Source organism: Candidatus Methylospira mobilis, assembly GCF_009498235.1.
In the GTDB taxonomy this organism is placed as follows: Bacteria; Pseudomonadota; Gammaproteobacteria; order Methylococcales; family Methylococcaceae; genus Methylospira; species Methylospira mobilis.
Map to the genome: position 1 here is coordinate 238,243 of NZ_CP044205.1, position 22,596 is coordinate 260,838.

17 protein-coding genes (1 of these 17 only partly in view) are annotated in these 22,596 nt (G+C 52.6%); 13 read left to right on the plus strand and 4 right to left on the minus strand.

Features of this window, described 5'->3' with window-relative positions; translation table 11 throughout:
* Both F6R98_RS00860 and F6R98_RS00865 read right to left on the minus strand, forming a co-directional pair.
* Positions 1-1,207: the start of a non-ribosomal peptide synthetase gene (locus tag F6R98_RS00860; RefSeq protein WP_153247326.1), read on the minus strand. The gene continues 26,594 nt to the left of window position 1, outside the view; only the first 1,207 of its 27,801 coding nucleotides appear in the window; it begins with the start codon at positions 1,205-1,207; the stop codon falls past the left edge of the window.
* 49 nt (positions 1,208-1,256) lie between these two features.
* Positions 1,257-1,493, minus strand: coding sequence for an MbtH family protein (locus F6R98_RS00865; RefSeq protein ID WP_153247327.1), 237 nt, complete (start codon positions 1,491-1,493; stop codon positions 1,257-1,259).
* A gap of 346 nt (positions 1,494-1,839) precedes the next feature.
* Here F6R98_RS00865 and F6R98_RS00870 point away from each other — a divergent pair, with 346 nt between their 5' ends.
* The 11 genes from F6R98_RS00870 (at position 1,840) to F6R98_RS00920 (ending at position 19,138) form a co-directional block, all read left to right on the plus strand.
* Positions 1,840-3,414 (plus strand): efflux transporter outer membrane subunit, encoded by a 1,575-nt coding sequence (locus F6R98_RS00870; RefSeq protein ID WP_194270079.1) that lies wholly within the window; start codon positions 1,840-1,842, stop codon positions 3,412-3,414.
* Positions 3,415-3,726: 312 nt separating this feature from the next.
* Complete coding sequence (locus tag F6R98_RS00875; protein WP_194270080.1) at positions 3,727-5,268, plus strand: efflux transporter outer membrane subunit; 1,542 nt, start codon at positions 3,727-3,729, stop codon at positions 5,266-5,268.
* A 4-nt stretch (positions 5,269-5,272) separates the two neighbouring features.
* On the plus strand, positions 5,273-6,427 hold the full coding sequence (locus F6R98_RS00880) for an efflux RND transporter periplasmic adaptor subunit (protein ID WP_153247330.1): 1,155 nt from the start codon (positions 5,273-5,275) through the stop codon (positions 6,425-6,427).
* A complete protein-coding gene (locus tag F6R98_RS00885) occupies positions 6,424-9,486 on the plus strand; it encodes an efflux RND transporter permease subunit (RefSeq protein WP_153247331.1) in 3,063 nt (1,020 codons plus the stop codon). The genes F6R98_RS00880 and F6R98_RS00885 overlap by 4 nt, the downstream gene beginning before the upstream one ends.
* A 78-nt stretch (positions 9,487-9,564) precedes the next feature.
* Positions 9,565-10,986 (plus strand): MFS transporter, encoded by a 1,422-nt coding sequence (locus tag F6R98_RS00890; RefSeq protein ID WP_153247332.1) that lies wholly within the window; start codon positions 9,565-9,567, stop codon positions 10,984-10,986.
* A 272-nt stretch (positions 10,987-11,258) separates the two neighbouring features.
* The gene (locus F6R98_RS00895) at positions 11,259-12,554 is read left to right on the plus strand and encodes an NAD(P)/FAD-dependent oxidoreductase (protein ID WP_153247333.1); all 1,296 of its coding nucleotides are present in this window, start codon (positions 11,259-11,261) and stop codon (positions 12,552-12,554) included.
* Positions 12,555-12,578: 24 nt separating this feature from the next.
* A complete protein-coding gene (locus tag F6R98_RS00900) occupies positions 12,579-13,580 on the plus strand; it encodes a chorismate transformation enzyme, FkbO/Hyg5 family (protein ID WP_153247334.1) in 1,002 nt (333 codons plus the stop codon).
* Positions 13,564-14,385, plus strand: coding sequence for a lysophospholipid acyltransferase family protein (locus tag F6R98_RS00905; protein ID WP_153247335.1), 822 nt, complete (start codon positions 13,564-13,566; stop codon positions 14,383-14,385). The genes F6R98_RS00900 and F6R98_RS00905 overlap by 17 nt, the downstream gene beginning before the upstream one ends.
* 549 nt (positions 14,386-14,934) lie before the next feature.
* Positions 14,935-17,346, plus strand: a complete 2,412-nt coding sequence (locus F6R98_RS00910; protein ID WP_153247336.1) for a type VI secretion system Vgr family protein — start codon at positions 14,935-14,937, stop codon at positions 17,344-17,346.
* 592 nt (positions 17,347-17,938) lie between these two features.
* Positions 17,939-18,295, plus strand: a complete 357-nt coding sequence (locus tag F6R98_RS00915) for a DUF4156 domain-containing protein (RefSeq protein WP_153247337.1) — start codon at positions 17,939-17,941, stop codon at positions 18,293-18,295.
* Between the two features lie 27 nt (positions 18,296-18,322).
* Entirely contained in the window at positions 18,323-19,138 is an 816-nt protein-coding gene (locus F6R98_RS00920) for a glycosyltransferase family 2 protein (RefSeq protein ID WP_228125016.1), read from the plus strand.
* 15 nt (positions 19,139-19,153) lie between these two features.
* Here F6R98_RS00920 and F6R98_RS00925 read toward each other — a convergent pair whose 3' ends face one another.
* On the minus strand, positions 19,154-19,390 hold the full coding sequence (locus tag F6R98_RS00925) for a hypothetical protein (RefSeq protein ID WP_153247338.1): 237 nt from the start codon (positions 19,388-19,390) through the stop codon (positions 19,154-19,156).
* A gap of 576 nt (positions 19,391-19,966) precedes the next feature.
* Here F6R98_RS00925 and gmk point away from each other — a divergent pair.
* Both gmk and F6R98_RS00935 read left to right on the plus strand, forming a co-directional pair.
* Complete coding sequence (gmk, locus tag F6R98_RS00930; RefSeq protein ID WP_153247339.1) at positions 19,967-20,581, plus strand: guanylate kinase; 615 nt, start codon at positions 19,967-19,969, stop codon at positions 20,579-20,581.
* A gap of 215 nt (positions 20,582-20,796) precedes the next feature.
* Positions 20,797-21,591 (plus strand): tetratricopeptide repeat protein, encoded by a 795-nt coding sequence (locus F6R98_RS00935; RefSeq protein ID WP_194270081.1) that lies wholly within the window; start codon positions 20,797-20,799, stop codon positions 21,589-21,591.
* Here F6R98_RS00935 and F6R98_RS00940 read toward each other — a convergent pair.
* Positions 21,558-22,310, minus strand: a complete 753-nt coding sequence (locus F6R98_RS00940; RefSeq protein ID WP_153247341.1) for a tRNA threonylcarbamoyladenosine dehydratase — start codon at positions 22,308-22,310, stop codon at positions 21,558-21,560. The two genes, F6R98_RS00935 and F6R98_RS00940, sit on opposite strands and share 34 nt — an antisense overlap.
* Between the last annotated feature and the right edge of the window lie 286 nt (positions 22,311-22,596).

Consider the following 22,596-nt stretch of genomic DNA (forward strand, 5'->3'; position numbering starts at 1 on the left):
TTCCGTTAAGATTGATGCGAAGAGATTGATCTGCCCGATCTTCATAAAACACCAGGCTGAGATCCTGTACCGGTCCATTCGAGAGATTCATGGTTCGGGTATGAATGTCGCCCATATCTCGATCCGCCTCAAACGCCATGTAGTTGACCGTAAAGGTCGCCGGATCATTAAAATCCATGAACTCACTCAGCATTTCTTCATGGCGATAGCGTTGGTGAGGCAGCACCCGCCGCATTTCCTGAGCCACCACCTGGAAGAGCTTCCGCAGGGTCATCAACGGAAAAAGCGTTAACCGGAGCGGCAGGATGTTGGATCTCATGTCGGCACACAGCTTGTCCTCCTCATTCAGACGTCCCGCAATTGGGAGATTGATCAAAATCTCCCAATGCCCCGTCATCCTCGCGTAATAAACACTGGTCAAGGCAATCATCAGGCGTGGCAGAGCGACACGATGCTGTCTGGCAATTTGCCTCAGACTGTCGACCAGGTCCTTGCCCAGGGTAAGCGTGCTACGAACGAACGATCGTCCTGCGGCAGGCCGTTGACCAGAAAGGCTTGGTCGGGCCGTAACGCCTTGAAGATAGTCCGCCCAGAAACGACGGTCTTCTTCAAAGGCAGGAGAGGCGCGATAGCTTGTTTCGGCTTGAAAAGCGTTATCCGGCAAGCACAGATCAGCTACCGCGCGCCCTTCAAGCAGCGCCTGATACGTTTCGAAAATAGCGTGCTGACAGTAACCGGTTGCGAAACCATCAAGAATGAGGTGGTGACACGATAGGTATAGAATGAAGGATTCTTTTTCTATCAGCAGCAGGGCTGAATTGAAAAGCGGTCCGGTATGAAGGTCAAAGGGTGTGGATCGCGCGCGCTCCATCCAGATGGCAGCAGCCACTTCGGGATTGGCCGCCGTGCGTAGGTCGATCTGGTCCAATCTCCAATCGGAATAGTCGTCGATCAACGCATAGGGGTGTTCATCTACGAGCGTCAGCCGGGAATGCAGGCAGGGGGCCGCTTTAACCACGCAACCGACAGCGGCAGAAAAGAGCGTTGTATTAAGCGGCCCTTCAATTCGAGTGTATTGGGCAATAGTGTAGCTGGAAGCGGAAGGATCATGCAGAAAGTGACCGACATAGATGGCTTGTTGAGCAATCGTCAGCGGTCGAAGCTGTAATGCCTGCTGATCCTTTGCGTGGTGGATAATGTCATCCATATTTTTTAGCGTCGGGTGGTGTTCCAGGAGGAAAGGCTTTCGTCCCTACCTAGTCGCTCCCTCCGTCCATCGCTTTCTGAAGGCTGATAGGCCGCATATCGAGCCAATTCGCATCGACATACGCCAGACATTCTGCCTTGGATCCCTGACAGCCGGCCGCTGCCCAGCCAGCGGGAGCAACTTGGCCTGCCGGCCAGAGAGAATGCTGGCCTTCTGCATTGATAAGCACTTTGAAAAGGTCACCGTCAATGGTGAAATCATCCGGTCGATTCTGTTTCTCAGACATGGAAAATGCTCAAGCTATCATAAGGGGTAAAGCTAAATTTAAGATTTAGATGAGAAGGGTCTTGATTTTAACGCGTCAACAACGCTGAGTAAAAAGGTAGAAGACAATCATGTTGACATGAACTTCATCAAATCCATCGCCGTCTTCGTCGTTCGCCTATTATTCCCATAGTCTTAACAAGGGAAGCCGATTATAAATTACCCTCACAAACAGGCGCGATTTTTATTCTTGATGAGTACCTCCCTCGCGGGTACCATTGAGGCATACTACCGGGAAAACCGATTTCAGGAAGCTATTTTTTAACCCTATCCTTAGTTTGCATCCCAGCCTTGCGCAGAGTTGACTGGTGACACGAGCAGATATTTCCACGCCTGTCAGGCCGATACACTTAGCTTTGCTTTCCGCTTTCAGCCTCGCACTGATTTTGTTTCTCCCGGGATGCGGGCTTAAGGGCGGTGTCTTTGACACGGTTGGACCTGATTACATTGCGCCCAGCCTTGAAAAACAGACTGAATGGGCGCTGCCTGCCGATTCAGCAACTCGGGTCGCGCATCGCGGCGCTACTTCAGACCTTCGTCGCTGGTGGCTTCAGTTTCAGGACCCGATTCTGATCCAACTGATGGATGCCGCACAAAGCGTCAACGCCAACACGCGCCTGGCGAAAGCCAGCGTCAATCAAGCTCGTGCCTCCTTTATTGATGCGAATATTATCTCTATACCCAGTCTGTCGGCTGCCAGTCGGGAAAACACTCAGGGAACATCGTATGATGAGGTACTTGACAATTTGATCACTCCCGGTACGCCTGGTGAAAACGGCTACGAATCCGTGTACGCCACAGCGGGTGGTAGCCTGCAGTCCAGTTGGGAGATAGATCTTTATGGAGGAATGTCTCGTCAGCTTGAAGCGTCTGAAAGTCAGATCCAATCGAAACTGGCGGGATGGCATGATGCCCGTGTTTCTGTCGCGGTTGAAGTAGCCAATAGCTACGCGGGTTATCGGTTTTGTGAATTGCAGCGAAATATTGAAGCGAAGGATGCAGCGTCACGGAAAGAAACTGTTCGAATGGTCGATATTCTGGTTGAGGCGGGTTTTTCCTCTCCCAGAGACGCATCCCTTTCAAGGGCAACGGCAGACGAGGGTATCCGGAACCTGGAGGTCAGAAAGGCACAGTGTGAGCAAAGCTTGAAATCGTTGGTCGAGCTTACAGGACTCAGCGATTTCGATATAAGAAAAATATTGAACAGCGAGCCCGCGAGAGAGGGGAGGATACCCACGCCCGCTCCGTTTCAGGTAGGGCGAATTCCCGCAGAGGTTTTAATGCAGAGACCCGACTTGATCATGGCTGAGAGAAACCTTGCCGAAGCCAGCGCGAAGATAGGTGTCGAACGTTCTCAACAGTACCATCGACTAACAATAATCGGCAACATCATGGCAGGGTTGGCTAATATTAACATCAGTAGCTTTAATGCAATTGGCGCCGCCTTTCATTTTGGTCCTTCATTGACCTTACCAGTATTCGAGTCCGTCAAGCGCGAGGCAAACACCGACGCGGCCATCGCGCGATATGAGGCCGCCTTGGCTGCGTTTTATGCGAGGGTGCGGCTGGCGGCAAAGGAAGTGGAGGGCGCGCTGATTCAACTGGACGCTGTAGATAAACAGCATCCTACGGCATCCTCCGCCGCCTCTCACTACAGAAAATATCTTGATTCCATGCAGGAAGCTTATCGCAAAGGCATTGCAAGCCTGATCGAAGTGGAAACATCACGGCGGTATGTTTTGGCAGCCGATCTTGCTTTAGCAAGGCTTGATCATAAAAAGGTTACTGCCTGGATTTCGTTATACCGAGCTGTCGGTGGAAGTTGGGAAGCAGGGCACAAGCGGTCTATCGATGATCACGGTCAACCAGCTGTAAATGATTAAATGCAGCGTGTCTCTCAGTCGATCTTCGAGCGTAGCGTTCACTATTTCTTCCTTTAGGCTCAACATTCCTTCATCATGTTGACATGAACTTCATCAAATCCATCGCCGTCTTCGTCGTTCGCCTATTATTCCCATAGTCTTAACAAGGGAAGCCGATTATAAATTACCCTCACAAACAGGCGCGATTTTTATTCTTGATGAGTACCTCCCTCGCGGGTACCATTGAGGCATACTACCGGGAAAACCGATTTCAGGAAGCTATTTTTTAACCCTATCCTTAGTTTGCATCCCAGCCTTGCGCAGAGTTGACTGGTGACACGAGCAGATATTTCCACGCCTGTCAGGCCGATACACTTAGCTTTGCTTTCCGCTTTCAGCCTCGCACTGATTTTGTTTCTCCCGGGATGCGGGCTTAAGGGCGGTGTCTTTGACACGGTTGGACCTGATTACATCGCGCCCAGCCTTGAAAAACAGACTGAATGGGCGCTGCCTGCCGATTCAGCAACTCGGGTCGCACATCGCGGCGCTACTTCAGACCTTCGTCGCTGGTGGCTTCAGTTTCAGGACCCGATTCTGATCCAACTGATGGATGCCGCACAAAGCGTCAACGCCAACACGCGCCTGGCGAAAGCCAGCGTCAATCAAGCTCGTGCCTCCTTTATTGATGCGAATATTATCTCTATACCCAGTCTGTCGGCTGCCAGTCGGGAAAACACTCAGGGAACATCGTATGATGAGGTACTTGACAATTTGATCACTCCCGGTACGCCTGGTGAAAACGGCTACGAATCCGTGTACGCCACAGCGGGTGGTAGCCTGCAGTCCAGTTGGGAGATAGATCTTTATGGAGGAATGTCTCGTCAGCTTGAAGCGTCGGAAAGTCAGATCCAATCGAAACTGGCGGGATGGCATGATGCCCGTGTTTCTGTCGCGGTTGAAGTAGCCAATAGCTACGCGGGTTATCGGTTTTGTGAATTGCAGCGAAATATTGAAGCGAAGGATGCAGCGTCACGGAAAGAAACTGTTCGAATGGTCGATATTCTGGTTGAGGCGGGTTTTTCCTCTCCCAGAGACGCATCCCTTTCAAGGGCAACGGCAGACGAGGGTATCCGGAACCTGGAGGTCAGAAAGGCACAGTGTGAGCAAAGCTTGAAATCGTTGGTCGAGCTTACAGGACTCAGCGATTTCGATATAAGAAAAATATTGAACAGCGAGCCCGCGAGAGAGGGGAGGATACCCACGCCCGCTCCGTTTCAGGTAGGGCGAATTCCCGCAGAGGTTTTAATGCAGAGACCCGACTTGATCATGGCTGAGAGAAACCTTGCCGAAGCCAGCGCGAAGATCGGTGTCGAACGTTCTCAACAGTACCATCGACTAACAATAATCGGCAACATCATGGCAGGATTGGCCAATGGTAAAATCCTTGGTCCTTCATTGACCTTACCAGTATTCGAGTCCGTCAAGCGCGAGGCAAACACCGACGCGGCCATCGCACGATATGAGGCTGCCTTGGCTGTGTTTTATGCCAGGGCGCGACAGGCAGTGAAGGAAGTGGAGGTCGCGTTGATTCAACTGGATGCTATAGATAAACAGCAACCCGCTGCTGCTTCCGCAGCCTCTCACTACAGAAAATACCTTGATTTCACACAGGAAGCTTATCGCAAAGGCATTGCAAGCCTGATCGAAGTCGAAACATCAAGGCGGTATGTTTTGGCAGCCGATCTTGCTTTAGCAAAGCTTGATTATGAAAAGGTTACAACCTGGATTTCGTTATACCGAGCTGTCGGTGGAAGTTGGGATGCAGGACTCAAGCGCTCTATCGATGATCACGATTATCCCGCTGTAAAAGACTAAAAACATGAGCCCAAGAGTTTCATTTAATTTAACCTGGTTTACCAAAACGTTAAAAATTCGTCTTTTGATTGGGTTGTTGATTGCGGCTTTGGCCATAGCGCTCTCACTCAGGTGGATCGTTTTTTCAAAATCAAAAAATGGAGATGAAACCGTCAATTCGGCTACCGCGCTTAGTGTACGGTCAATAAACCCCGAGCAGCGAGAGTTTTCTCTTGGGTTAAAAGCTAATGGCACTGTTGAAATATGGCAAGAGGTCATCGTCGCGACAGAGATTTCAGGCTCCAGCGTCACCAAAGTGCTGCATCATGTTGGCGATCATGTGAAAAAAGGTCAGCTCCTTCTGGTCTTTGATGATAAGTCGCTACTCTTGGAGATCGAGCAAACTCGCGCAGAGTTGGAGCAGGCAAGGCTTTCGTTACGTGATGCTGAACTTAAATCCAGAGCGGTGAAGCAGGTAAAAGAAACCGGTGCATTAAGCGAACTTAAGATTGCCGAATTGGCAATGGGAGAAAAGACGTCAAGAGTGCGAATGGCGGCTGCCAAGGCAAAGCTGGATCTCCAGTTACTTCGCTTAAAAAATACCAAAGTTGTTGCTGCGGAAGAAGGGGTCATCACACAGCAAAATGTGAAGCTTGGATCTGTCCCGTCTTTAGGAGCAGACTTGTTTCACATGATACTCAAGGGGCAGCTTGAGTGGCTAGCCGTGATTCCATCTGAAGAACTCAAGGAGATCAAGCCGGGCGTAACCGTTTTACTGAGTGCTGCGGGACTCCCTGATGTGCGTGGAACAGTACGATCCATATCTCCAGAGGTCGATAGCAAAACACGTCAGGCAACAGTTTTCGTGGATATGCCGGTTCTGTTCTCGAACGGGTATCGACCGGGAATGTTTGTGCAAGGAGAATTCCAGCTCGGTATGAAACTATCACTCGCCGTCCCGAGTGGAGCTGTATGTTCAAAAAATGGATTTCAGCATGTATATCGGCTGGATAAATACCGAGGTGATATTGCCAAGGTTACAGAGTTGCAGGTTTCAATCGGGCGACAGAGCGGAAACTATCAAGAGATCAAATCCGGTATCAATGCAGGCGATGACATTGTGGCTACCGGGGCCTGCTTCCTCGCGGATGGCGATAGCGTTAACGTTGTTGAGCCATGAATATTTCAGCCTGGAGCATCGACCGCCCCATTCCCATTATTCTTTTCTTTATCATCTTATCCTTGGGCGGCCTTATTGCGTTCGAATCGCTTGCTGTTCAGGATTATCCCGATGTCGATCTCCCAGCCATCACAATAAGCACCGCTCTGCCCGGAGCTGCCTCGGAACAGATAGAGGCGGAAGTAACAGAAAGGATAGAGAACGCAATATCAACACTCAGCGGGTTAAAGCATATAAGTTCCGTGGTTAATGACGGCAGTACCGTTACGACGGTAATCTTTCAATTGGAAAAACCTTTGGAGCAGGCTTATCAGGAGGTATCTGCCGTTGTCTCTGGTGTTCGATCCAAGCTGCCAAATGATGCTACCGATTCCAGGGTCAAAAAAATTACGAGTTCATCGCAACCGATTCTCATCTTTTCTGTGCGTTCGGAGAGCATGAGTATGGTAGAGCTTTCCTGGTTTGTTGATCACAACATCATTAACCGGATTTCGGTTTTGAATGGCGTCGAGGAAGTAAAGCGGATTGGAGGGGGCAATCGTCAGATTCATGTGGAACTCAATCCAGTTCGATTGAATGCATTAAATGTGACTGCCTCAGCAATCACACAGCGACTACGAAAAATTCAAATTGAAAGCTCCGGAGGGGTTTCTACTCTGAACGGTACGGAGCAAGTGATCCGCACGGATGGCAACGTTCATAGTCTCGATGAACTTGCTGCAATAGAAATACCATTTATCGACGGCAGGAGTTTCAGACTCGATCAATTGGCTGATATTCGGGATACAATAGAGGATAATCCCTCTATTGCTCTCCTGGATGGTAAGCCCGTCATCGCCTTTCAAATTGCAAGAAGCAAGGGCGCCGGTGTTATAGAGGTTGCCAATCAGGTCGACCAAGCGATTCGAAACCTCCGCGCTGATTTTCCGAACATTCATATCGCACGAATAACTGATTTTGTTTCCCCGGTAGAAGAGTCTTTCTCCGGCTCCGTGCGTATGTTTGTGGAAGGGACATTCCTGGTTATTTTTGTCGTATGGTTATTTCTGCGCAACTCAAGGGCGACCCTGATCTCTGCATTGGCACTACCACTGTCAGTGCTGCCTGTCTTTATCGGCATGTATTTTCTTGGGTACACCCTAAATCTTGTGACGCTTCTTGCGTTGTCTTTGGTAATCGGAATACTGGTGGATGATGCAATTGTCGAGATTGAGAATATTATTCGATATTTACGTATTGAACATTCGCCACGTACCGCTACCATCAATGCGACGCAGGAAATAGGACTTGCAGTGATTGCGACAACCTTCGCAATGATCGCTGTATTTTTCCCCACGGCCTTCATGAAGGGTATAACAGGACTCTATTTCAGACAGTTCGGTGTGACCGCAACAATTGCTGTGTTCTCATCGTTGGCGGTTGCCCGTCTTCTGACACCGATGATGTCGGCTCATTTATTGAAATTATCGCCCGAGAAGGAAACGCGACAGAATAATATAAAAATGGTTTATCTCCGGTTTGTGGAGTGGTGTCTGGATCATCGGATCTGGACTCTGGTTGGTGTTTTACTGTTTTTTTTCGGTTCGCTTTTTCTTTCTGGTTTTCTCGCCAAAGATTTCATGCCAAGAATCGAGGATCCACAGACGCAGGTTATGATCGAAATGGCTCCGGGTGCGCAGGAATCTGAAATCCTCGCGCTCTCCGAGGAGGTTCGCCAAAAAATATCCAGCATTCCAGTGGTCAAGGCGGTATTTTCCGTCATCGGTGCGCCCGTATCCAGTGAAAGCGGGCGGAATAGTATGGAGACATACCGTAAGGCCACGTTGAATGTCATTCTAGGCCCCAGTAAAGATCGTGAAAAAAGTAATGAAGAAATAGAGTCCGAAATCAGTAGGCTTCTGAGTCGGGTTCCGGGGGTCAGAATCAAGGTTGGCCCGAGGGGTTCACAACGACATGTTTTTGCCTTTCAGTTGATGAGTGCGGACCCGCATCTTCTCTCATTAACGGCACGAAAAGTTGAAGGCGAACTGAAAACCATCCCGGGTTTCGGATCAATTACTTCGACTGTTTCTGAACTAAGACCAGAGCTCTTGATCCGGCCTGATTTTGCGAAAATAGCAGACCTGGGGGTCAGCACACAGGATATTGGAGATACCTTGAGGGTCTCAACAATCGGCGATTATGAGGCGTATCTTCCCAAGCTCAATCTAGGGCAACAGCGGATTCCCATCGCCTTGATCATTAAGCCTGAATCCTTAAGTCAAATTCAGCTTGTCAAAATGCTCAGGGTACCTTCAGCCAATTCGAAGACTGGTACTGTGGAGCTAGGGCAGGTCGCGGAGGTTCGGCTCACAACAGGCGTTGGCTCAATTAACCGATTCAATTATAGCCGCGTCGCGAAGTTCGAAGTGGAGCTCATTGGCGTCGATCTCGTCGACGCTGCCGATTCTGTCGCTCGTATGCGGTCTATCCAGAGTCTGCCCAAGGGTATTACGAGATTGGATATTGGAGATGCCGAGGAGTTGAATGACCTTTTTCATGGGTTTGGTTTCGCGATGCTTGCTGGTGTGGTTGTAATTTATATTATTATGGCACTGCTATTTACCGACTTCCTACAGCCTATAACAATTCTTTCAGCCCTACCTTTATCATTTGGGGGGGGATTTATTGCCTTGCTGTTAACGGGCAAGGCACTCTCCATGCCCGCATTGATTGGGATGGTGATGCTGATAGGTATTGCAACCAAGAATTCGATTCTTTTAGTTGATTACTGTATCATATATAAAAATGGTCGTGGTGCAACGTTTCGCGAAGCCATTATAGATGCTTGCCGTCATCGGGCTACGCCCATTATCATGACATCAATTGCGATGGCGGTGGGCATGCTGCCAATTGCCATTGGAACGGGTAGTTCTGATTCTGAATTTAGAAGCCAAATGGCGATTGCAGTAATCGGAGGGTTGTTCACGTCAACGTTTCTGAGTCTGCTCGTGGTGCCCGTGGTTTATTTAACCATTGAGGATTTTCGCTCATATATCATGAGTCGCTTTCGTAAATAAATGTGACTGGTTATTAATGTTGGACAGTCCTTGCTGAAGTAATGGAATGGTCGCCCTCCCTAAGGAAGCTCTGATTAAGTGCCGTTTTTAACGGTTTCAAAATTCCAATATAATGAATATACAGTCAATAATGTTTGCGCTATGGGTTTGATCAGAGGTTCCCTGAACGGCATCGAATGTAGAAAAGTGGATAAAAAAAATAAAATCCCAAGCGGCTTGGGTTACCCATTCTACTTTCTGTGGTGCGGAGAGACCGTTTCCCTTATAGGAACTTCACTGATGAAGTTTGCCTTAGGCGTATGGGTTTACCAAAAAACCGGATCGGTTATTGATTTCTCAGCGGTGATCGTTTCAGTGGTTTTGCCCCAATTGCTTGTCATGCCGTTTACAGGAAGCATCGCTGACCGTTTTGACTTTCGTTATGTGATCATTGCGGCTGATGTCGCCACTGCACTATTGACGCTCATGCTGGCTTGGTTTTTGTGGCGCAACTTTCTTGCGATTTGGCATCTTTATGTCTTCAACATGCTGTTCTCCCTGGTCGGCGCATTTCGAATGCCTGCTTATAGCGCATCGGTGAGAAAACTCCTGTCTTTAGATAAATTGGCCCAAGCCAGTGGGTTGATGGGGATCAGTTTGAGTCTGTTGACCATGTTTGCGCCAATGGCGGCAGGAGGGCTAATGGCAGCAGTCGGTTTACCTGGAATTGTCTGTATTGACCTCATCGCCTTTTGCATAGGCTCCCTGTTTGTCCTGAAGGCGTTTTTACATTTGGATAAATATGGGAATAAGCAAGAACCAGCAGACTGTTCCTCTAAAAGCAGTACTTTTTCGGTTGCCAAGGATTTTTTTAAGCGAGAACCGATTATGTTAGGCTTGCTTTTTTATTCAATTGTTCAACAAGGTTTGATCGCACTCGTATCGACAATGATCATGCCAATGGTTCTTTCTAACTATTCTGAGAAAGATCTCGGAATCATTCTGAGCTGTGGAAGCCTTGGCGGTCTGCTTGGTGCCGCGCTGCTGACAGCCATGAGCCACATAAGCCATTTGATGATCGGTGTTCTTATAGGTGATGCCGTTTTGGCATTTTGCATCATGTTGGCTGGTATCAGCACCTCTTTTGTTTTTTACTGCGTGTGCGCTTTTGTGGCTCTTTTCGCATCAGGTTTCGCCGAGGGCTGCGGTCGCACGCTGTGGATGAAAAAAGTACCAAACCAATATCAAGGAAGAATATTTTCCATCGGGGGTGGGCTCGTGCTTTTAGTATCGGCTTTAGTCATTCTCTGCGGGGGAGTTATTGGAGAAAAGATTCTCGAACCTGCGTTCACAGAAGGCGGAGGGTTAGGAATGACTGTAGGATCGTGGATAGGAACAGGCAAGGGCCGTGGGATGGGATTCATGTTCATCGTTTGCGGGTCCGTGGGATTTTTTGTGGCCTTGAGCGCCTTTGCGACAAAATTGCGCCGGCTCGATTTTTTAGTACCCGATTCGCGATAAGCCAAAAGGGGGCTCGGCGGGTCTTGGCCGGCCACAAGCTTATGCCCGCCATAGTGTTTCTTCGGCTCGCAAGCAATCTGGCCGATTATTATGTTCTTGATACCTAGCGGCATCACCCAGAAAGCGCGATGGTTGCAATCGTTCCGTAACGCATGCGCCACACACCATTTTCCCGGCTGTGCTGGCATAAACCGTTGCCGGCGCGATAACATATCCGTCCTGGCGCCATAGCCCGAGTCTTAACATGCCTATCGTACTTCAGGAAGCCCACCATGCACTGTGACGTACTCATCGTCGGCGGCGGCCCGGCAGGGTCTACCGCCGCCGCCCTGCTTGCCGAACGCGGTTACAGCGTTACCCTGCTGGAAAAAGCCCGCCACCCGCGTTTCCATATCGGCGAATCGCTGCTGCCGGCCAATTTGCCGCTGTTCGAACGTCTCGGCGTTGCCGAACAGGTGCGGGCGATAGGCATGCGCAAGGAAGGCGCCGAATTCGTTTCTCCCGATCATGAACTGGCTCAAACTTTCCCGTTTGCCGAGGCCTGGGATAAGTCCATGCCGTTTGCCTATCAGGTCAGGCGCTCGCAACTGGATGAAATACTGATACGCAATGCGGCGCGCAAGGGCGCTGAGGTGCTGGAAGGCTGCCGGGCGCGGCGCGTCGATTTTCCCGAAAATCCCGGCGAACCGGTCGGCGTTCATGCTGAAACCGAAACGGGAGAAATGCAGCTGTGGCAAACGCGTTTCGTGATCGACGCTTCCGGGCGCGATACCTTGCTCGGCGCACAGTTCAAGGTAAAAAAGCGCAACCCGCTGCACAACAGTTCGGCTTTGTACGGTCATTTCGAAGGCGCGCGCCGTAATCCTGGGCAGGCGGAAGGGAATATCAGTATTTTCTGGTTCGAACACGGCTGGTTCTGGTTTATACCGCTCGCCGGCGGGGTGACCAGCATCGGCGCGGTTACCTGGCCTTATTACATGAAAACGCGCGCGCAGCGCTCGCCGGAACAGTTTTTTCTGGATACCGTGGCGGCCTGCCCCAAGCTGTCCGAACGCCTGAGCGAAGCGCGTCTGGTTTCCGAAGTCCATGCCACCGGCAATTACTCCTACGTTTGCGATCGCACTCATGGCGAGCGCTATTTATTGCTGGGCGACGCCTACGCCTTTATCGACCCGGTGTTTTCATCAGGGGTGATGCTGGCCATGCACAGCGCCTTTGCCGGCGCGGAGGCGGTGGCTACCTGTTTGAGCCGTCCGGAACTATCGAAACAGGCGCTCGAACAGTTCGATCGCGTGATGCGCAGGGGACCGCGTATCTTTTCTTGGTTTATTTACCGCGTATCGTCTCCGGCCATGCGCGAACTGCTGATGCAGCCGCGCAATATGTTTCGCGTCAAGGAAGCCTTGCTGTCGGTGCTGGCCGGCGATATATTCGGAAACACGCCGATCTGGGGTTCGGTGTTCGTATTCAAGTGCATCTACTATTTAAGCTTCATTGTGCACTGGAAGTCCTCTTTTGCGGCCTGGCGCATGCGCAAAAACAATATCAGGCCGGTGGAATTGCACTGAAGCCGCCTTTTCAGGGATTACAGGATGGAAAATCTCTACCTCAATGCGCAAGACTTCGCAGCCCGGCAGGCCCAGCCGTACGATAACGTGCTGGGTCTGGTCCGGTTTTCCGATCGACCGGACCCTTCCCCGTTACATCCGGACATACCGGTCCTTCATGTTCCGGCGAAACCGCTTGATGGCGGGGATGAGGTTTACAACATCTGGCGCAGCGCCGATCCGCCCAGTTACCGGCGTCAGGATGCCATCAGCTACAGCATCACGGAGTCGTTGCTATGGGGGTGCCTGAGCCTGAGCGAGACCGGCGGTTTGACGCAGACAGCGCGTTTCGCCTACGATGAAATCCTGAAGCTGCTGGCGCGGCAGGGCATGCCCCATTTTTACCGGATCTGGCACTATATTCCGGATATCAATCAATCGGAAAACGGTACCGAACGCTACCGTTTGTTCAACCAGGGCCGGCAGGCGGCATTACAGGGCGCCGGCCTGTTGGCGCGGCATAGCGCCGCGGCCAGCGCGGTCGGCATCGGCGGCGCTGCGTTGTGCATGAATTTCCTGGCCGGCAAACGGCCGCCGCTGCCTATCGAAAATCCGCGCCAGGTCAGCGCCTATCGCTATCCTCCGCGATATGGCGCCAGTCCGCCGTTGTTTTCCCGCGCCAGCCTGGTTCGTGCGGAAGGGCAAAGCACCCTGTTCATTTCCGGCACCGCCAGCATCGCCGGTCATCTCAGCCTGCATGCCGGCGATGTCCGCGCACAAACCCGCGAAACGCTGGCGAACATCGGCGCATTGCTGGACGAGGCCAATAGACTTGTTGGCGGCAAGCGTTTAAAACTTGCCGATCTCGAATTCAAAGCCTATCTGCGCCATGTCGATGACGCCGCGCTTGTTGCTGATGAGTTGCGCGGTCTGCTTGACGCTGCGGCGCGGGTACGGATGGTGCAGGCGGCGATATGCCGCCTGGAACTGCTGGTGGAAATAGAGGCCGTGGCGCGCTGGGATCCCGCAGATGATACAGCCCTTTGATCGCAGCCGTAGGGCGCGGTTCTTCAGCCGGCTGCGCGCGCGCGCGCTATTGATTTTCGGCTTGTCGACGCTGGCGATTCTTTGTCTGCTGTGGTCGATTATCGCCATTCCGTTACCGAGGGTCATGCCGATGCCGCAGGCCAGACGGCTGGGGCGCCTGGCGATTACCGGCGGGTTTCGCTGGTATATTGATGTATTGACGCGTCTGGGCGCATTCCGTTTCGATCTGAGCGAGCTTGATGCCTTGCGCCAGGCGCCGCCGTTGATAATCGCCGCCAATCATCCCTGTTTGCTCGATGCGGTGATGATCTTGTCGCGGCTGCCGAACGTAAGCTGTATCCTGAAGGCCAAACTCTGGAACAATCCGTTGTTTGGAGCGGGTGCGCGACTTGCGGGTTATATTCGCAACGATGCGCCGGTAGCCATGATAAAAGCCGCTGTTCAGGAGTTGAAAAACGGCAGCCATATGCTGGTGTTTCCGGAAGGCACCCGCACCACGCACCCGCCGCTGAATCCGCTCAAGAGCAGCACCGGTTTGATTGCGGTAAAAGCCGGCGTGCCGGTGCAAGTAGTGTTTATCGAGATCAATTCGCCGTTTTTGGGAAAAGACTGGCCGCTGTTGCGCTGTCCGTCGGTGCCGATAGTATGCCGCGTGCGCTTGGGGCGCAGGATAACGCCGCCTCATGATGTCAGAGGTTTTATGCACGATCTGGAAACCTGTTTTCAGGCGGGCTTAAGCGCGGTCGAGTCTGACGGAGGGTGCGAAACCGGCGCCCGCCTTGAAAAACATGGCGGACGGACTTAAAGCTTATGGCTCAATGCGCCGATAAGGATATGAGCGATAACTATTCGGCTGCCGTTGTATATCACTGTAGGAGCGGGCCTTAGCCTGCGAAAGAGACGGAGCGAGAGCAAAAGCCCGTTCCGGCAAAGTCGTTTCATTTTAATGATGCGTTTCCGTAGAAGGCTCTTGAGCTGAATGGTTACAATTAAAAACGCATCGTTCCGGCTGAGCGCGCCGCATGCATGATCAGAGGGGGTAATAAGTCGGTACCCAGCGTACATGGCCTGCCTTGGGCATCGCCGCAGGGATGGCTACCAGGCAGCGCCCCTGCCGACTGAAACCGGCAACGCCCTGCCAAGCCTAACCGGTCATGGCGCAAGCGTCGCCCCGTATCATGCAAACGCATGCGCCAACGCCCGGTTTCCCTCACCCAGTCTCTCCCGGCGGCAGAGGGGGTCAGATGTTCGCTTCGCGATTTGCACGGTAACGGTTTTTCTTCATACAGGGTCGATCAAGCTGAATAGTTACAGGAATTGATAATTTGATAAAACATCACCGAGAGATACAAACATGCCTCTGGTTAACCAATTAGCAGACTTTAACCGCCGGTTTTCATTCTCATGCGATGGACTGAGTTCCGGTGCTACCTTGGAAGTGGTGAGTTTTGAAGGCGAAGAATCTCTGGGCCGGCTTTACCGCTTTGAGATTTTACTGGTTTCCGCCAGCAACGATATCGACGAGCAAATGCTGTTGGGGCGGCACGCCGAATTTCAACTGAGTGACGGGGCGCCGGGGGGCGAGCCAACCCGTTATTCCGGACTTGTTACCCGCTTCGAGCAACAGCACCAGGTTACCGGCTGGACTTTTTACAAGGCTGTGCTGGAGCCTAAAATGTGGCGGCTTGGAAAATTCCATCTGACCGAGGTGTATCTGAATAAAACGCCGCGGGAACTGCTGGAAATAATTCTTGATGCAGGCGGGTTGAGCAGTAATGATTACACTTTATCCTATCTGCAGCCTGCGGCCTATCCGCAGCAGAGATTCATCTGTCAGTATCGGGAAAGCTACCTCAGTTTCTTAACGCGCTGGTGCGAGCATCTGGGCGTCTACTGGTGGTACACGCAGCAGCAGAACGGCGAGCAAATCGTGTTCGGCAACAGCTGCCTCAACCATGATCCGCATGTGGTCGGGCTGGCCTATCAACCCGCAGGCGAGCTGGACGCCGATGTACCCGGCGCGCGCCGCGTGCAGCATTTTAGTTTATCTTCGCAGCCGCTGCCCAGGCAGGTGACGGTGACGAACTACTTCTATCAGAAAGCTTCGTTGCAAATCAAGGGGACCGCCATGGTCAGCGAGCACGGCATCGGCGAAGTGAACTATTACGGCATGCATGTTGAGTCCAACGAAATTGCCCGGGAAGTCGCCAAAATCCGCGCGGAGGGTCTGATTTGCCGGGGGCGGCAATTCAGTGGAGAATCGACGGCCACCGGGTTGCGTTGCGGACATTTTCTCGAACTGTCCGGCCATTATCGCGCAAGCTTCAATCGGAAGTATCTGCTTACCGGGGTAAGCCATCGCGGCTCGCAAGCGGGCCTGCTGCTGGCGGGGTTGGGAGTGCAAACGGCTGAGCCGGAGCAGACGTTTTATCGAGCCGAGTTTTCGTCCATCCCCTCCGATGTGCAGTTCAGGCCCGAGCTTGTTCAACCGTGGCCGAGGATCGAAGGCACGCTGAACGCATTTATCGATGCGGAAGGTGATGGAAAATACGCCGAACTTAACGAGAAAGGCGAATATAAGGTGCAGCTGCCCTACTACCTAACCGAAAAAGACGCCACCAAGGCCTCCGCCTGGATACGCAAGGCCAGCCCTTACGCGGGAATGGACGATAACGGCGTGGCTCACGGCATGCATTTCCCTCTGCATAAGGGTGCTGAGGTATTGCTGTCGTTCCACAACGGCAATCCCGACAAACCGGTTATCATCGGCGCCGTCACCAACTCGCAAACGCCGAATGTGGTGACCAACGACAACCAGACGCAATCGAAGATCCGTTCTGCGGGAGGTAACGAAATCACCTTGCAGGATGAGCAGGGCAAGCAGCAAATGCTGTTCAAGACGCCGACCGGCGATACCTGGATGAGCATGGGAGCTACGGGTAAACCATCGTTATCATCGGGATTGAGGCAGGCCCAGGACAGCAATATCTCGAACCCGGAAACGGGTGGAGAGGGCGTCTGGATTAATGCGGGCAACGGCAACTTCGGTGTGACAACGGGATCGTCATCGCCTACGCAGCCGCCGGACGGCATATCGCTAACGGCTTACACGGCCAATATCACGTTGACATCTACCTTGGGCAACATAACCCTGAATACGCTGAATGGAGATATTAATCAGAATATTAAAGGGAATTCGAATACGAAAGTGGAGGGGAGTTCGTCTATATGGCGGCATTCGGATTCGACGTCATTCAATTATGGCGACACAACCTCAATTTTCGGAGGAGATAAAAATCAGGTCATGATGGGTGTGCAACTGAGTGGTTATGCAGGATTGGTGTTGAATTTATATGCGGGGCCGGCTGTGAATTTTTATGGGTTCAAGCTGGATAATTCGTTGATAAAAATGGAGAAGGTTTATGGAGCTCATCTTGAGAAGAAGGGGCTTCATTTTACGGCGGCTGCCGCCAAGCTTGCGAAAAACGAGGTGAAGTTGACTCAGGATGAGATCAAGGTTCTAAAGCAAGGCGCAAGCGTTATTAACACCAGTACCGCTGAGATAAAACAGGCAACGGCTACGATTGATGAGTGTGAAACCAGGATGGAGGATTATGCCACGGCGCTTATGCAGGGAAGTATTTCCTTTCGTGAATTTGATGTTCTAATTAATAGCCGTCAAACAGAAATAGCGCAGGCAGAAACCAAAATAGCGAATGCGCAGGCTACCTTGTCTTCCGGCACGCAAATATTCATACCCGCTTGATGAGCAGTCGATCACGCGGCGTCCAGTGATCATTTATTGGTCCGTACGGAATAGCATATAACCCGACAGGCATTTCATAAGCCGTTATATCGGCGCGTTTAGCAATTTTTGCTGCGTTACTGCGGTGGCTTCCTGTAAAATCGCAATTATTCTGGAATTTCAGCGAAGTTTGTTTGTGCTTGGGAAAACCATGGGTTGTACATTTGCCGCACTGCTGCTTTCAGCCTGCGCTCCGGCGCAGCTTAATGCGGGCGCACAGCGCATCAGGATAGTTAGCAGGGAACCGGCGCGCGCAACGAAATGAAAAACGCAGCAGCTAGGCTACGCGCCGATACCATACAGTTACTCGCTACGCGTAGCGGATTAAACTCCAGCGCAGGCGCAACCGAAAAACCCGAGCCGAGCGGTTATGTGCCGAACCGACTACGATCGCTTATAGCGGCGCGCAGCCTATAAGTGTCCGAAAAAGCAGGAAAGTTCGTTGTAACGCTATGATAGCGCAGTCACGGCTCAGGGCCGCTGTTTTTGCCGGCGTTATCCATAAAGCCAATTTCCTTAAGCGGGCCGAATATTTTTGACGATAGGTAGTTTAATGAGCAAGAAAAAAAATCTGTATGTTTTGATGGGCGCGATTTTGCTGCCGGCATGTTCTGCAATACCGCTGAATCCATCCGCGCAACATATCAGGATCGTCACCGGCGACCCTGCCGGTTGCGAATATCTGGGAGAAGTTACCGGCAACCAGGGGGATTTTTTTACCGGAGATTGGACCAGTAACGCCAACCTGGAAACCGGTGCGCGTAACGCCATGAAAAACGAAGCGGCCAGGCTGGGAGCGGATACCGTTCAAATGCTGGCTACGCGCGGAGGGCTAACTGCGGGAGGAGGTTCCATGCAACAGACCAATGTGACTTATACCGGCATGGCTTACAGGTGCAATAAAAAATAATGACCAGCAGGGTTGGGAGCGCCGAATTTGCGTTTGTTCTCGCGTTTTCCGGACATTCAGGCAGCAAGCAGCAAACAAGAGGACGCGCCGTTGCATAATCCGTTGATACTGATACCGAGCTACAATCCCGGCCGCAAGGTTTATGAAACCGTTGCCGCCGCCCGCCGTCAGCAAGTGCCGGTATGGATTGTGGTAGACGGCAGCACCGACGGAACGATCGAGACTTTGCAGTCCATGGCGACGGAAGATCCGGATCTGCGCGTTATCGTACTGCCTCGCAATCAAGGCAAGGGCGCAGCAATACTGCATGGCGCCGGATTGGCGCTGCAGGCGGGTTACACCCATGCTTTGACCATGGATTCGGATGGGCAGCATCCGGCGGATAAAATCCCCGAATTTCTGGCGGCATCCAGGGCAAACGCGGATGCGATGATACTGGGAGTTCCGGTGTTTGCTGCCGACGCCCCCGCTTTGCGCGTGCACGGCAGAAAAATTTCCAACGCCTGGGCGAATCTTGAAACCCTGGGCGTAGGCATAGGCGATTCCCTGTTCGGCTTCCGGGTTTATCCGCTGCAAGCGCTGCATGGCGTCTTATCGACGCATCGCTGGATGCGCCGATTCGATTTTGATCCCGAAGTGGTCGTACGCTTGAGCTGGCGCGGCGTGAAACCGGTTAATCTGCCCGCACAAGTGAGTTATTTCCGGCCGGAACAGGGCGGTGTTTCGCATTTTCATTATGTCAGGGACAATGTGCTGCTGACCTGGATGCATACGCGTCTGTTCCTTGAATTCCTGGTGCGTTTGCCGGTGCTGATGGCCCGGCGATTCATCAGCGGAAGCTGACGGGTTCAAGGCGCTTCAATGATAGACGATTTCTCCCGGAAAGCCGCGCTTTCTATACTCCTTGACGATGGCCTGCTTCAGACCGGCCGGTGATCTGGACAGTTTCTGGCAATCCAGCTCGCTTGCCAGATAATAGCAGGCCGCACGGGGATCGCCTGCGACATAATACTCGACGTAGCGTTTTGCTATCCGCGACCATAGCCGGACGTCGGGAAACGGGATGATTTGGCATGGTCTGCTTGGTATGCTCATATCGTCACCTCCTGATACTTTAAATAATCGTAACTATTCAGCGTCCTTTGAATTTTGTCTGGAGCCGTTAAGTTAATTCGTTCGTGGGCGCAGCGCCGCGAATGCGGCTGGAGAGCCTGTCGAACCATGAACGGATTAACTATCAAGACCGTAGGATTTTCCATTCATCCTTCGACAGGCTCAGGACGAACGGAAAATCGGGACGCTGAATAGTTACAGATAGTCAATAAATGTGCCATGCCAGCGCGGTGTTGACGCTATTGAAAACTGAAGGTAACTATTCAGCTAGCGTTGTATATCACTGCAGGAGCGGGCTGCAGCCCGCTCCTGCAAAGCTATTCCATCCGTAAGGTTGCATTGCAGTCCTGTTTAGGGAAGCGCTGATCAAGTCCTTTAAACACTCGAAGGTTGGACCTCGTAATTGCGGGAAAGTGCGCGTAGAGCAGCAAAGTGCGTTTTTTCTGCTTTCCTCCCAGCATGACGGCAAACCGGGGGTTATCGAAGTTTATTATTGCTGCGTAGTGTATTTCCGAGAATAATGGCGGAGATGATCGATTAACCAAGCCGGCTTTTTACATGATGAAGGGTACGTTATTTGTGGTGTCCGCACCTTCCGGGGCGGGTAAGACCAGTCTGGTCAATGCATTGCGCGCACGCGTGAGCGGTTTCACCGTATCGGTTTCACACACTACGCGTGCGTGCCGGCCTGGAGAAACTCATGGGCAGGATTATTACTTTGTGGAGCGCGCCGTTTTCGACGAAATGGCCGCGCGCGACGAGTTTCTGGAATATGCCCAGGTTTTCGATAATTGTTACGGCACCGCGCGCAGTTCTGTGGAAGATGCGCTGAGCAGTGGAAGCGATGTGTTATTGGAAATTGACTGGCAGGGCGCGCGTCAGGTGAAGCGGCTGATACCCGAATGCCAGTCTGTATTTATTTTGCCGCCCTCGCGGCGAGCCTTGGCGGAGCGCCTGCGCGGGCGCGGTCAGGACGGCGAGGAGGTGATTGCGCGGCGCATGCGCGACGCCGTGTCGGAAATGTCGCATTACGCGGAATACGACTACCTGATGGTGAATGACGATTTCGAAACGGCGCTGAACGAATTATGCGGCATAGTGATTGCCCGGCGTCTGCTCATTGGCCGGCAATCGGCTCAGTTGCAAGCGCTGATTGAGGAGTTGCTGGCATAGATCCGTGCATCCAATGAGCTCTGACCGGTCATGGCGCAAGCGTCGCCCTCTCGTGCAAGCGCTTACGCCACGGCCTGTTTCCCTCACCCCGCCTCTCCCATAGGGAGAGGCGATTTAGCGTTCGTCATGCGATTTGCACAGTAATGGAGTTGCAAGAAATCTTGAAGTTAAAAAAAATAAGCTGCCATCCGTTGTCAACTAACCGGTCATTGATATTGATCTGTTTGTTTCTGGCCGTCGCCGGAGCGCAGTCCGCTTACCCGGCTCCGCCGCCGGCAGCGCCTACCGCGTTATCCCTGGCGGTGGATGCCATTGCCGGCAAGAATTATACGGCGGCCTTGAAGCTGCTGACCCCGATTGCGGAGTCGGGCAATGTTGCCGCGCAAATCAATCTGGGCAACCTTTATATGAAAGGCCTGGGAACCGAGCAGGACTATGCGCAGGCCCTGCGCTGGTACCAGCGCGCCGCCGACCGCGAAGAACGTCTGGCCATGAGCAAGGTCGGCGTGCTGCATTATTACGGTCTCGGCGTGCCGCGCAACCCGCGCGAAGCCGTGTACTGGTTCGAGCGCGCGGCTGAAAAAGGCGATCCCTCCGCGCAGGCGACGCTCGGAACGCTGTATGCCCAGGGCGAGGACGGCATCAAACACGATCCCGCGCGCGCGTATTACTGGTATACCCGTGCCAGGGAAGGCGGCGACATGGAAGCGGAAACCGGGCGCAAAACCCTGGAGGAAGAGTTGACGCCGGGGCAGCGCGACGAAGCCGCGCGTCTGCTCAGTGAAGCGCACAAGCGCATCGCCGAGCAGGAAGAGCGCGAGTTCGAGGCGGCTACGGCAAAAATCCAGGTACCGGCAGTGGCGATCGATAGCCCGCAGGTGGAAGGCGACGCGAAAAAGAAATCGAAAGCGTCTCGCCGCAGAAAAAAATCGAAAGCGGACGAAGCCGTAAAGACCGGAAAGCCGGAAGCGCAGCCTCAGATCGCGCCCGCGCCGCTAACGTCAGGCTGAGCCTCCATCAACTCCCGTATCACCACCGAAGCGCAAACGCCGCCAAACGCCGCCGGAAGATAGGAAATCGTGCCGTAAGCCGATTTCTTGAAGTTCGCGCCATCGGTCATCATCAGCGATTCCCTGATCGGCGCTTCCGGCGAGAACACGGTCTTGACCCCGCGCACAATGCCGTAGGCCTTCAGCCGGTGACGCACATATTTGGCGAACGGACAGCGATAGGTTTTGGAAATATCCACCACCTGGAGCTGGGTCGGATCCAGTTTCGCGCCCGCGCCCATCGAACTGATCAGCCGCACCTTGCGCTGATGGGCGGTGCGGATAAACGTGATCTTGGGCGTGATACTGTCGATGGCGTCGACGACATAATCGTAAGGTGACGCCAAAATTTCGATACTGCGCTCCGGCGTAATGAATTCCTTGATAACGTTCAACTCCAGATCGGGATTGATCGCCAGCAGCCGCTCGGCCATCACGTCCGCTTTAGCCAGACCGTGCGTGGTCGCCAGCGCCGGCAACTGGCGGTTGCGGTTGCTGGGATCGACGACATCGCCGTCCACGATCGTCATCCTGCCGATGCCGCCCCGGCAGATGAACTCCGCCGCATAGGAACCGACGCCGCCCATGCCCACGATCAGCACATGCGCGCTTTGCAGGCGCGCCAGCCGATCTTCACCGACCAGCAATTGCGTTCGTATCAGCCAGGAGGTGTCGGCCATTATGAGAAGCGGACCGGGTAAAGGCCGATATGGTAATGGCTTCGGTTAATGCAACTGGACATGGTTTGATGGCTTCAAGCGGGAACGACTGCCTGTGCTGGTTGGTTGTGATCGGCCTGATCTTAGCAGACCAGCGCAAACTATTTACCGAAAAAAGGCCTGATCCGACAGGCATACAGGCCGTTTTTTGACTGGTGCAAAGCGAATAGCGCTTCATCGGTCAGATTGTGCCGTGCTTTTAAAAAATCAGGCAATGGTAGTCCCCGTTATCCCCAAAATGCAATGG